Source organism: uncultured Stenotrophomonas sp. (assembly GCF_963519125.1).
In the GTDB taxonomy this organism is placed as follows: domain Bacteria; phylum Pseudomonadota; class Gammaproteobacteria; order Xanthomonadales; family Xanthomonadaceae; genus Stenotrophomonas.
Genome location: NZ_CAUQLJ010000025.1, coordinates 1 through 12447, shown reverse-complemented (window position 1 = coordinate 12447; position 12447 = coordinate 1). Strand labels below are relative to the sequence as shown.

Genomic DNA, 12447 nt, shown 5'->3' with positions numbered 1-12447 from the left:
CCGTTGTCGAGTCGCCGCCATGCCGTGGATGGGCATCCAGGACCTGTGGACCTTCGTCGTTGCCGTGCTGGTGTTCCTGGCGCTGCCCGGTCCGGGCACCTTCACCCTGCTCACCGCCACCGGTCGCGGCGGCGTGCGCGGCGGCTACACCGCGCTGTTCGGGTTGCTGCTGGGCGACCAGATCCTGATGTGGCTGGCCGTGGCCGGCGTGGCCGCCCTGCTCCGCGCCAATCCGCTGGTCTTCCACGCGGTGCAGTACCTGGGCGCGGCCTACCTGGTGTGGGTGGGCATCGGCCTGCTGCGTCCGGCCCGCGCCGGCGCTGAAGAGGGCGACGGCGGCGGCATCCGCCTGCAGCCGGGCCGCTACTTCCGCCAGGCGATCCTGATCAGCCTGCTCAATCCGAAGGCAATCATCTTCTACATGGCGTTCCTGCCGTTGTTCATCGATCCGGCCCGGCACAAGGGCGTGCTGACCTTCGCGACCATGGCGGTGCTGATCTTCGTGCTGAGCCTGGCGTACTGCTCGGTGCTGATCGGAGTGGGCAACCTGCTCCGGCGCAGGATCATCCAGCACCCGCGGGTCGGGGTGGTGCTGAAGCGCGTGGCAGGGGTGTTCCTCATTGGGTTCGGCGTGCGGCTGGGCCTGAACGGCTGACCAGCGCGCCGTGGTTGGGCGCGACACCCACGCGGCGCAGCAGGCCCGCTGGATCGCAAGCGGCCCGTTCGGTTGTGCCGGATTCGTCAAACCGGGTCATTTGAAATGATCGTCAAGCGATTCGCGACGCCCGGCAGTAGTAATGCTGCGCCGCGTTCGGTCACACTCGGGAAATTGTCGATACCAGTCACCCTGTGAGGTTCCATGTCATCGCTGCTACGGCGCAAGTCGCTCGATTCCGTCACCGTCCATGAAGCCGGCAGGAGCCTGGTCCGCACCCTGAGCTGGCCGCACCTGATCGCCATGGGGATCGGCGCCATCGTCGGCACCGGCATCTACACCCTGATCGGCGTGGGCGCCAACCTGGCCGGCCCGGCGGTGCTGATCTCCTTTGCCATCGCCGGCGCGGTCTGCGCCTGCGCCGCGCTGTCGTACGCCGAGCTCTCCACCATGATGCCGGCGGCCGGCAGCGCCTACACCTACAGCTACACCGCGTTGGGCGAGATCTTCGCCTGGGTGGTGGGGTGGAGCCTGATTCTGGAGTACTCGCTGGTGGTGAGTACCGTGGCGGTCGGGTGGTCCGGCTACTTCGTCGGCTTCCTGGAATGGGTGCACACCCAGATGGGCATCGACATCCGCCTGCCGGCGTCGCTGTCGGCCGGTCCGCATGTGGATGGCGGCATGTTCAACCTGCCGGCCGTGATCATTACCTGGATCGTAGCCGGCGGCCTGATGCTGGGCACCAAGGAAAGCGCGACCCTCAACGCCATCCTGGTGGTGCTGAAGCTGATCGCGCTGGCGGTGTTCGTGGCCGTGGCCCTGCCCGCCTTCGATCCGGCCAACCTGCAGCCGTTCATGCCGTATGGCTTCGCCAAGACGATGGGCCCGGACGGCATCGAGCGCGGCGTGATGGCCGCGGCGGCGATCATCTTCTTCGCGTTCTACGGCTTCGATGCGATTTCGACTGCGGCCGAGGAAACCAAGAACCCGGGCCGCGACCTGTCGATCGGCATCATCGGCTCCATGGTCGGCTGCACCATCGTCTACATGCTGGTGGCGCTGGGTGCGATCGGCGCGATGAGCTACGCGGTATTCGGCAGCAGCGCCGAGCCGCTGGCGCTGATCATGCGCCAGCTGGGTCAACCGGAAGCCGCACTGGTGATCGGCATCGTCGCCATCGTCGCCCTGCCGACCGTGCTGCTGGCCTTCCTGTTCGGCCAGAGCCGGGTGTTCTTCGTCATGGGCCGCGACGGCCTGCTGCCGCGTGGCCTGTCGGCCGTGAACAAGCGCACCGGCACCCCGGTGGCGACCACGCTGTTCAGTGCCCTGCTGGTCTCGGCGCTGGCAGGTGTTGCGCGCCTGGATGAAATTGCCGCGCTGGCCAACGCCGGTACCCTGGCCGCGTTCACTGCGGTCGGCATCTGCCTGGTGGTGATGCGCCGTCGTGCACCGGACGCGAAGCGCAGCTTCCGAACTCCGCTGGCCTGGATCGTCGGCCCCGCTGCGGCGCTGGGCTGCATCTACCTGTTCATCAGCCTGCCGCACAGCACCCAGAAGTACTTCCTGATCTGGAACGCGATCGGCCTGGCGGTGTACTTCCTGTACAGCCGCCGGAATGCGCTGATCGGCCGCTGACCGGCACTGCGTGGAGCCGGGCAGAGCCCGGCTCTACGGCGCGGTAGGCGTCATGGCGCCTTGTACGCCTGCGCCTGCTGCATCACCCGCAGCAGGTTGCCGCCCCAGATATCGGCAATCTGCTTCTCGCTGTAGCCCTTTCGCAACAGCCACGCGGTGATCTTCGGCAGTGCACTGACATCCTGCAGGTCGGCCAGGCCGCCACCGCCATCCCAATCCAGCCCGATGCCCACGTGCTCGGGCCCGACAACGCCCAGGATGTGTTCGAAGTGGGCGAAGAAGTCGTCGAGGGTGGCCTTTCGCAACGGCATCTGCTCGTCCAGTTCGGCCAGGCCCTTCTTCAGGGCCACGCCCTGGGCCATGCTCAACGCGTCGTACCCTGCGCCGATCTTCTTCATCACCGCTTCTTCGGCCTGCTTCCGCGCATCGGTCTTGCCGGTGTCGATCAGGTAACCGCCATACGCGTTGACCTGGATCACCCCGCCCGCCTTCGCCAGCTGCTTCAAGCGCGCATCATCCAGGTTGCGCGGGTGGTTGTAGATCGCCTTGGCCGAACTGTGCGACAGCACGAACGGCACCGGCATGCGCTGGATCAGGTCGTCGAACACCGCATCCGACGCATGCGACTGGTCGATGACGATGCCCAACCGTACCGCCTCGTCCACCAGCGCCTTGCCGGCCGGACTCAGCCCTTTCCATTCGGCACCCTTTTCGTCGGTGGCCGAATCGGCGAACTCGTTGTTGGCGAAGTGCACGGTGCTGAGCAGGCGCAAGCCGGCCGCGTGATAGAAGCTGAGCAGCGAGGGGTCATCCACCAGCGGGCTGGCGTTTTCCATGCTGATGTAGACCACGCGCTTGCCGTCGCGCTTGATCCGCGCCGCATCGGCTGCGGTCAACGCCAGTGCAAAGGTGTCCGGGTGCGCCGCCAGCATTTCGCGGATTTCCATCAGGCGCAGCAGGCCGGCGTCGCGGTCATGCGTGTGCGCTTCCGCGCTGCGGTCGCCCTGGTCGGTGTAGATGGCGAAGAAGCCGCCATCCAGCGCGCCTTGCTGCATGCGTGGCAGGTCTACCTGCGAGAGCGCGTTGTGGTCGTGCCGCTGCGCGATGTCGAAGCCTTCGCGGTGGAAGTTGGCCGGCGTGTCGAGGTGGCTGTCGAGGGTTAGCAGCTTCTTCTGCAGGGTTGCAGCGCGCGCGAGCTCCTGCGCGCTGAACTCGATGGCCTGGGCGGACAGCGGCGCGGTGAGCGCCAACGACACCAGCAACGACAGAACACGTACGGTCATGACGCCTCACCAAGGTTGGGAAACGTCAGACCATAGCGCACTGCGGTGGTAGAGCCACGCCCTGCGTGGCTCTACCGCAGATCAATCCACGACGCGGCAGAAGACTGCCTTGAGGTAACGCGACTCCTGCACGTGCGCCATGAACGGGTGGTCCGGACCGGCGCCCGACACCTTCAGGATCTGGATGGTGCGGCCGGAGTAGAACGCCGCGCGGCGCAGCATGTCCAGGAACTGCTCTTCAGACACCAGACCGGTGCACGAGAACGTGGCGAACAGGCCGCCCGGCTTGACCACGCCCAGCGCCAGCTTGTTCATGTCCAGGTACTTCTTCAGCGCGGTGATCACCTGGTCGCGGTCGCGGGTCATCTTGGCCGGATCCAGGATCACCACATCAAACTGCTCGCCGCGGTTGGCGGCATCGCGCAGCCACGGGAAGATGTCGGACTGCACGAAGCGCGGGCGCACGTTGTTCAGCCGGCCATTGGCCTTGGCAATGGCGATCACGTCTTCATCGATGTCGATGCCGAGCACGTCCGAGGCACCGCGCGCGGCCGCATACACCGCGAAGCCACCGGTGTTGCAGCAGAGGTCGAGCACCGACTTGCCTTCCACTTCCTGGCTCAACCACTGGCGGTTCTCGCGCTGGTCGGCGAAGAAGCCGGTCTTGTGCGCACCGGCCGGGTCGGCGCGGAACTTCACGCCGTACTCGGTGATCACCGAGGCTTCGGTGGTGGTGTTGCCGTGGAAGTCGAAGCTCTCCTGCTTCTGCACGTGTTCGTCTGCGAAGCTGTGGAAGCGGCAGCCCGGGAACTGCTCGCGCAGCGCCTCATACACCCACTCGCGGTGGCGGAACATGCCGGCGGCGAAGAACTCCACCACCACCAGGTCGCCGTAGCGGTCCACCACCAGGCCGGACAGGCCGTCGCCCTCGCTGTGGACCACGCGCCAGGCGTCGGAGACCGTGTCCAGCTTCAGGACATCACGGCGCAACGACACCGCCTGCGCGATCTTCCGCGAGAACCAGCCGGCATCGACGGGGACGCGCTGGTCGGTTTCCAGGATTCGCACCGCAATGCGCGAGTGGCCGTTGTAGAAACCGCGGCCGATCCACTCCCCGTCCACGCCGACCACATCGACGATGGCACCGGGCTTGGGCCGGACGGCGGGCTTTTCGACCAGTTTCTGGAAGATCCAAGGGTGGCTGGAGCGCCAGGCGTTCTTGAGGCGGACTACGGGGGCAGTGGGGTTGTTCATATGTCCATTGTATCCGGGCACCGGGCCGGTCCGGCGGCTGTCCGATTTGACGCAGGGGCGGCATGCCCCCAGAATCGACCGCAGAAGGGGAGTAGCTCCCAGACGTTGTCGCCGTCAATTCGAGCCCGCAGGCTCCGGTGCAACGGCAGTTCCCACCGCTGGGGACTGCGAGCGAGACCTTCGCCGCATGGCGAAGCTCTGTCCCTGGATCCCCCCTGGTGTTCCGTTGCAGGTCCTCGCCGTCCCGGCTTGAGGCATTTCATTCATTCAACGGACAAGACGATGCAGACGATCGGTAATGTGTGGTTATGGGGTGGCTTCGGCGCGGTGGTGATCATCGCCCTGCTGATCGACCTGGTACTGATGCGCCATGGCGGCCCGCACAAGGTGACCTTCAAGGAGGCCCTGTGGTGGTCGGTCGGCTGGGTCGTGCTGGCCCTGGCCTTCAACGGCGGCCTCTGGTACTACCTGAACGAGACCGCAGGCCAGGTGGTGGCCAACAAGGTCGGCCTGGAGTTCCTGACCGGTTACCTGGTCGAGAAGGCCCTGGCCGTCGACAACATCTTCGTGTTCCTGATGATCATGGGCTACTTCGCCGTGCCCGAGGAACAGCGTCAAAAGGTGCTGATCATCGGCATTCTTGGCGCCATCGTGCTGCGAACGATCATGATCTTTGCCGGCAGTGTCCTGCTCACCAAGTTCCACTGGCTGCTCTACGTGTTCGGCGCCTTCCTGCTCTTCACCGGCTGGAAGATGTGGTTCGCCGCCGGCCAGGAGCCGGACCTGGAGACCAACCCGGCGCTGCGATGGATGCGCAAGCACCTGCGCCTGCTGCCGGACTACGCCGGCAACGCGCTGAGCGTGAAGCGCGATGGCGTGCGCTGGTTCACCCCGCTGTTTGCGGTGCTGATCCTGATCGCGGTCACCGACGTGATCTTCGCGGTGGACAGCATCCCGGCGATCTTCGCGATCACCACCGACCCGTTCATCGTGCTCACCTCCAACGTGTTCGCGGTGCTGGGCCTGCGTGCCATGTTCTTCCTGCTGGCCGGCATGGCCGATCGCTTCCACCTGCTGCCGTACGGCCTGGCCCTGGTGCTGGCGTTCATCGGCATCAAGATGATGCTGATCGACATCTTCAAGATCCCGACCCCGATCTCGCTGGGCGTGGTCGCCGTGATCATTGCCGCCACCGTGGTGCTGAGCCTGAAGAACCCGCCGAAGACCGGCGACGCGTGACCCGAGCGTGCCGCCGGCGGGATTGTCCCGCCGGCGGTACCACTCTCTCCCGATGCGTTGCCCTTGTGTTCAGCCTGGGGCGGCGCAATCCATGAAGGTATGAACGCCAACCTGACCCTGCCCGCCGGCGAGCCGCCGGTCTCCCCCCGCACCGACCGCGGTCGCGTGATGCGGGCGTTCAACCTGAGCCTGGCCTTCGTGCTGGTGCTGGTGGCGGTGTTTACCGCGCAGGGCCACTTCGACTGGCGACCGTGGGCCGTGGCGCCGCTGGAATCGGCCGGACTGCTTGGCATCCTGGGGGCACCCCTGTTGCATGGTTCGGTCCAGCACCTGGCCGCCAATAGCTTCGCTCTATTGATCCTTGGCACTTTGGCAGGCAGCGTCTATCCAAAGGCCACCCTGCGCGCCTTCCCGCTGCTGTGGATCGGCTCAGGCCTCGGCGCCTGGTTGCTCGGGGACATAGGCAGCCGCCATCTCGGCGCCAGTGGGATCACCCACGGCCTGATGTTCCTGGTGTTCGTACTGGGGCTGCTGCGCCGGGACCGCCCGGCCATTGCCGCGGGTCTGATCGCATTCCTGTTCTACGGCAGCATGTTGATCACCATCCTCCCGCACGAACCGGGCGTGTCCTGGCAGTCGCACATGGGCGGCGCCTTCGCCGGCATCATCAGCGCGCTGCTGTTCCGCCTGTCCGACCCGATGGCGCCGCGCAAGCTGTACAGCTGGGAGGAGGAGGAAGAAGACGAATCGGATGTACAGCGCGACAGCGATCTTGAGCCGCCGTCCCCGCACCGCGTGCCGGTGTTGTGGCAGCCGCGCGAGGGGCAGGATTTCGTCGTGTTGCCGTTCCGGCGGCCTGACGAGCGGTGATGGACCGCCTGGGGACGCGCATGGCGTGTCCCGCGCATCACCGTGCCGCGTTCGAATCCCCATCCACCGCGCGCCGCCCCAACGCGGGGTCATCGGTGAAAAACGCATCGATCCCGGTCGCCAGATACGCGCGCATCTCCGCCACCGACCCCTGCGGATTCCGCGCATTCGCCTCGCCCTTGCGGAACTCGGCGGCCATGAACGAATTTTCCGGCCGGAACGTATACGGCACCACCATCAACCCCGCCGCATGCGCATCGCGCACCAGTGTGGTCGGCGTGCCCAGGCGACCGCTGGCGTCCAGCGGAATCACCATGCGCAGGCTCGGTCCAATTCCGTCGGCATACCCGGCAATCTGGTCGAGGCCGGTCGGGGTGATCATGTCGGCATAGCGCTGGCTGCCCTTGGCCGCCAGCACATCGCCCGGCTGCTGCTTCGGATCGCCCAGCAGCTGCAGCAGGCGGATGTTGCTGTCCTTGCCCAGCGTGCTGCGCAGGTAACGCAGGTTGGCGACCTCGAACGATTGGATGGTCACCGGCGCCACGCGCGTGTACGGATTGGCCTGCAGGGTCTTCACCAGCAGGTCTTCCATCGGCAGGCCGATGCCCTTGAAGTAGGTGCCGTGCTTGATCTCCGGCACCAGCCCGATCCCGCGCCCGGCGCGGCCGGCCTGCTGGACCAGAAAGCTGACGATCTCGTCCAGGGTGGCAATGCGGAACTGGCCGTCGAACGCGGTGCTGCGCATCTGCGGCAGGCGCTCGCGCACGTAAAGGGTCTTCAGCTCGGCCAGGGTGAAGTCTTCGGTGAACCAACCTTCCACACGCTCGCCGTCGATGGTCTTGACGGTCTTGCGGTTGGCGAACTCCGGGCGGGCGGCCACGTCGGTGGTGCCGCTGATCTCGTTCTCGTGCCGGGACACCAACACGCCATCCTTGGTCATCACCAGATCCGGCTCGATGTAGTCGGCACCGTCGGCAATGGCCTGGGCGTAGGCCGCCAGGGTGTGTTCGGGCAGCAACGCGCTCGCCCCGCGGTGGCCATAGACCGCCGCCTTGCGGGACACGGGTGTGGAGGATTCAGCGCTCATGGCCTCCGATGGTGCCACGGCCAGCGACAACAGCAACGCACAACCCCACAACGACTTCGACACTGCAACACCCCTGTTGGTACCGCCCCGCCAGTGCGGCAAGGGCCGGAAAAGACGTGCGGCATTGTGCCGAGCCGGTGTTACAGCCGCAAGAAACGGTGATGCAGGACACGCATGGCGTGTCGCTACTTGCCTATGCAGAAGCTGGAGAAGATGCGGCCGAGCAGGTCATCCGCGCTCATCCGCCCAGTGATCTCGCCCAGCGCCTCATGCGCCAGCCGCAGTTCCTCGGCGGCCAGCTCCAGGTGCTCGTGCACCATCTCGCTTTCGGCGCGTTCGGCGTGGCCGATGGCCAGGGCGATGGCTTCTACGTGGCGCGAGCGGGCGGAGAACTCACCTTCCACGCTGTCGCCGGCGCTGCCGCTGGCCAGTTCGCGCAGACGGGTGTGCAGGCGCTCCAGGCCTTGGCCGGTGGCGGCCGAGACGTGCACGACGTTGGCGTCGATGTCGGCCGGCAGGGTCTCCAGCAGGTCGCTCTTGTTGTGGATCCACAGCTGCAGCGGGACGTCGGCGATGGCGTCGGCCACGGCGGCGTGGCCGGCCTGCGGATCGCGGGCGTCGACCACGACGATCGCGAGGTCGGTGCGCTGCATCTCGGCGCGGGCGCGGCGCATGCCTTCGCGTTCGATGGCGTCGCCGCCTTCGCGCAGGCCGGCAGTGTCGACCAGGGTCAGCTCGAGGCCGTCGATGCGGATGGTTTCGCGCAGGGTGTCGCGGGTGGTGCCGGCGATGTCGGTGACGATGGCCCGTTCGCTGCCGGCCAAGGCGTTGAGCAGTGAGCTCTTGCCCGCATTCGGCGGACCGACCAGGACCGCGTGCAGGCCATCGCGCAGGCGACGGCCGCGTTCGGCGTCGTCGCGCAGGGTGACCAGCGCGCGCATGACCTCGCCCAGCCCTTGGCGCACCTGGTCGCCGCCGAGGGTATCCAGCGGTTCATCGGCGAAGTCGATGGCCGCTTCCACATGGATCCGCAGGCGCACCAGCTGCTCGCCGGCGTCTTCCACGCGACGGGAGAACACGCCGTCCAGCGAGCGGCGAGCGGCACGTGCGGCGCGGGTGTCGCTGGCGGCGATCAGGTCGGCGATGGCTTCTGCCTGGGCAAGGTCGAGCTTGCCGTTGAGGAACGCCCGCTCGCTGAACTCACCGGGGCGCGCCTGCCGCGCACCGAGCGCGATGCAACGGGCCACCAGCTGCTGCAGCACGACCGGGCTGCCGTGGCCCTGCAGTTCCACCACGTCTTCGCCGGTGAAGCTGCGCGGATTCGGGAAATACAGGGCGATGCCGTCATCGAGGACCTCGCCGGCCGCATCGCGGAAGCGGGCGTAGTGCGCGTGGCGCGGCTGCAGGTTTGGGCAACCCAGGTCCACGGCAATGCGCAGCGCCTGTGGGCCGGACACGCGCAGCATGCCCACGCCGCCGGCGCCGGGCGCGGTGGCGATGGCAACGATGGTCTCGGTGGTCGCGTTCATGGCTCAGAGCTTCTCCAGCTGGGCGCGGGCCTGCGCGGGGCCGCTGCCCTGCGGCTGCAACGCCAGGTAGGTGGTGTAGGCCTGCTTCGCCTTGGCCTTGTCGCCCGCGTTGAAGTACGCGTCGCCCAGGTTGAGGTGGGCTACGGCGCGCGACGGGTCGATCTTCAGCGTGTTCTCCAGCCAGCGCGCGGCTTCAGCGTAGCGCTGCTGGCGGTAATAGACGAAGCCGAGGTTGTTGGCGGCCTGGGCGAAGTCCGGGCGCAGCTTGAGGGCTTCGGTGAACTGGGCCACCGATTCGTCGTAGCGCTTTTCGCGGTACAGCTGCAGGCCGCGGTCGTTGGCCTGCTGTGCGCGCTGGCGGTCGGAGGTGGGCACGGCGACCGGCACCACCAGCGTGCTCTTGCCACCCTGCAGGTCGGCGACGGTCACCGGCGCCTTGTCCGGCGTGGCCTCCTTGGCGGCGTCGACCTTGCTGTTGAGCGCGATGGCGTCCGCGGTCAGCTGGCTCGTATCGGCATTGAGGTACTCCTGGCTGTCGGGCACCTGGAACACGAACTCGCCGCCCTGCGATCCGGGCAGGCTGCCGAACGCCGGGGTCTGTCGCGACACCGCCGACACCGCCGGCGCCACATAGGCGGCCAGCTCGGTACCGGTGATGAGTCCGTCGCCATTGAGGTCGCCCTTGCCGGCGAGCGCCTGCAGCAGCACCCAGGTGAAGACCGAATGGCCGTTCGGGCCACTGTCGGCCACCTGCTGGTCGCTACCACCGGCGGTGAGCATCTGGCGGGCGCTGCGGCGCGCGTTTTCGCGCAGGAACGACGACGAAGACGGGCCGCCGCGGGTCAGGCCGAGGCCGCTGTAGCAGGCGTCCATGACGAACATCACGTGCTTGGCCTGCATGCTTTCGGCGATGTTCTGGATGTCGGTCATGGCGATCGCGTCGGTGGCGAACGCGTTCGGATCCGAGTCGACCGGGATGATGTAGCCCAGGTCGCGGCCCGAGGCGAGGCGCTGGGTGGCGCCGTGCCCGGCGAAGAACACGAACACGCGGTCGTTGCGGCCGGTGCGGTCATCGGACAGGCGGTCGTGGAACGCGGCCAGGATGTTGTTGCGGGTAGCCTGCTGATCCTTGAGCACGATCACCTGCGAGGACGGGAAGCCGAACTGCCCGGTGAGCGTGTCGGCGATGGCCTGCGCGTCGTGGCTGGCGTACTCCAGCTTCGGCCACTTGGCGTACTGGTCGATGCCGATCACGATCGCCCACGACTTCTCATAGCCGGTGGTGACGGTGGCTTCGCTGGCGGCGGCATTGCGCGCGCGGCTGACGGTGAAGTCCCGGCCGTTCCAGCCGGCGAACTGGTAGCCGTCGGCGATCAGCCGGTCCAGGATCTGCGGCAGTGCCTTCACCGCACGGTCGTGGATGTCGTGGAACAGGATGATCCCGCGCTGTTCCTTCTGCACCTGGCCGAGCACGCGCTGCACGATCGACTCGGGCACCGGGTCGGCCCAGTCCATCGAGTCGATGTTCCACATGATCGACTTCAGCCCCGCCTCGTTGAGCAGCTGCAGGCCTTCGGCATTGCGTGCGCCATACGGGAAGCGGAACAGCGGGGCGCGGCGCGAGTCCACGTCCTTGAGCAGGGTGTCGGTGGCCAACACCTGTTCGCGCAGGGCGTCGCCGGTGGTGCGCGAGAGCTGGGCGTGGGTCAGGCTGTGGTTGCCCACCGCGTAGCCCTGCTCCATCAGGTTGCGGCTGATGTTCGCCATCGGGCCCAGCTTGATGCTGCCGTCGCCATGCACTTCGCCAAGGTTGCGCCCCACTTCGAAGAACACGCCGGGCACGTCGTAGCGCTTGAGGATGGCGACCACTTCATCGGTGTAGGCCTTGTGCGGGCCGTCGTCGAAGGTGAGCACGACGGTCTTGGGCGGCAGGTCGCGGCCGAAGATCTCGCGGTCGCTGTCCTTCATCGACATCGGGTAGGGCTCGATCACCCCGAAGTCGCGCAGGATCGCGTCGCGGCTGTACTGCGTGTGCAGATGGGCGATGTAGTCGTCCCACTTCTCGCGCTTGAGTTCAATCGCACGGGTGCGCTCGAAACGGCTGAAGATGCGGGTGATTTCCTGGTTGTAGTTGCGCTCGATCTCATCCAGCGCGTCGAGGTCTTCGCCGATCCGCTGGTGCAGCTTCACCGCCGGCAGCGAAGAGTCGGCGCCGACGCGCTCGTGCACGTCGCGCAGCACTTCGCGGAAGGCCAGGCGGTCGGCGTCGAACAGCTCCGGGGCCGATTCGATGTAATCCAGCACCGTGCCCAGTGTCGTGAAGCGCTGCGGACTGCTTCCGCGCAACAGCTGGTCGAACTGCGCGGCGATCGCTCGGCGCTGTTCCAGGCCGTCGTGGAACAGCTGCTGGCCGATGCGGCTGGAGGTGTCGCGGTCGCGCGCCGACTGTTTCTCTTCGTCAGCGAGCAGCACGATGATCCGGCGGTGGCCGTCGAGCTGCTTCTGCAGGGCGGCCAGCAGCGGCGCGGCGGCGGGGTCTGCGGCAGCGGCGGCCTGCGCGCTGGGTTGCTGGGGGGCTGTCGCGCCGGGAGCTGAGCTGTCCGTGTGGTTTCCGCAGGCGGCGATGGCCAGGGTCAGCACTGCGGAGAGGGTGAAGCGGAACAGCGACGGCGCGCGGTGCATGGGCAATCCATTGAGTGGAGCGTGCGCGGTAAGCGCGGGTGGAGAAATTCTAACGCTGGAAACGCACAAAGCCCGCCGGAAGGCGGGCTTTGCGGGTGATGCTGCCGGGCAGAGCCTGGCTTTACTTCTTGGCGGGGGCCGGCACCGGGTCGCCGCCGTGGCGCTTGGTCATCCACCACTGCTGCAGCAGGCCCAGGCCGCCGTTGACCACCC

Annotated in this window: 9 protein-coding genes; 4 read left to right on the top strand and 5 right to left on the bottom strand. The window is 67.1% G+C overall.

The genetic code is table 11. From position 1 onward, the window contains the following. Window positions 1-19 precede the first annotated feature (19 nt). Together leuE and RYM47_RS16965 are read left to right on the top strand one after the other, a co-directional pair. Window positions 20-655 carry a leucine efflux protein LeuE gene (gene leuE, locus RYM47_RS16970; RefSeq protein WP_315389432.1) on the top strand — a complete coding sequence of 212 codons (636 nt, stop codon included), beginning with the start codon at window positions 20-22 and terminating at the stop codon, window positions 653-655. 204 nt (window positions 656-859) lie between these two features. Further along, on the top strand, window positions 860-2290 hold the full coding sequence (locus RYM47_RS16965; protein ID WP_315389431.1) for an amino acid permease: 1431 nt from the start codon (window positions 860-862) through the stop codon (window positions 2288-2290). A 50-nt stretch (window positions 2291-2340) separates the two neighbouring features. On the opposite strand, the gene RYM47_RS16960 is transcribed toward RYM47_RS16965, so the two are convergent. Continuing rightward, window positions 2341-3573: a dipeptidase gene (locus RYM47_RS16960; RefSeq protein ID WP_315389429.1), complete on the bottom strand. Its 1233-nt coding sequence runs from the start codon at window positions 3571-3573 to the stop codon at window positions 2341-2343. A gap of 81 nt (window positions 3574-3654) precedes the next feature. After that, window positions 3655-4827: a class I SAM-dependent rRNA methyltransferase gene (locus tag RYM47_RS16955; RefSeq protein ID WP_315389428.1), complete on the bottom strand. Its 1173-nt coding sequence runs from the start codon at window positions 4825-4827 to the stop codon at window positions 3655-3657. 282 nt (window positions 4828-5109) lie between these two features. Here RYM47_RS16955 and RYM47_RS16950 point away from each other — a divergent pair, with 282 nt between their 5' ends. Next, the gene (locus RYM47_RS16950; protein WP_315389426.1) at window positions 5110-6066 is read left to right on the top strand and encodes a TerC family protein; all 957 of its coding nucleotides are present in this window, start codon (window positions 5110-5112) and stop codon (window positions 6064-6066) included. Between the two features lie 99 nt (window positions 6067-6165). Then, on the top strand, window positions 6166-6936 hold the full coding sequence (locus tag RYM47_RS16945) for a rhomboid family intramembrane serine protease (protein WP_315389424.1): 771 nt from the start codon (window positions 6166-6168) through the stop codon (window positions 6934-6936). A gap of 37 nt (window positions 6937-6973) precedes the next feature. Here the strand turns inward: RYM47_RS16945 and RYM47_RS16940 are convergent, their stop codons facing one another. The 3 genes from RYM47_RS16940 to RYM47_RS16930 all read right to left on the bottom strand — a co-directional run bounded on the left by RYM47_RS16940 (window position 6974) and on the right by RYM47_RS16930 (window position 12234). Continuing rightward, the gene (locus RYM47_RS16940; RefSeq protein WP_315389422.1) at window positions 6974-8023 is read right to left on the bottom strand and encodes a glycerophosphodiester phosphodiesterase; all 1050 of its coding nucleotides are present in this window, start codon (window positions 8021-8023) and stop codon (window positions 6974-6976) included. Between the two features lie 185 nt (window positions 8024-8208). Then, window positions 8209-9552: a tRNA uridine-5-carboxymethylaminomethyl(34) synthesis GTPase MnmE gene (mnmE, locus tag RYM47_RS16935; RefSeq protein WP_315389420.1), complete on the bottom strand. Its 1344-nt coding sequence runs from the start codon at window positions 9550-9552 to the stop codon at window positions 8209-8211. Window positions 9553-9555: 3 nt separating this feature from the next. Beyond that, window positions 9556-12234 carry a polysaccharide deacetylase family protein gene (locus RYM47_RS16930; RefSeq protein ID WP_315389418.1) on the bottom strand — a complete coding sequence of 893 codons (2679 nt, stop codon included), beginning with the start codon at window positions 12232-12234 and terminating at the stop codon, window positions 9556-9558. Window positions 12235-12447 lie beyond the last annotated feature (213 nt).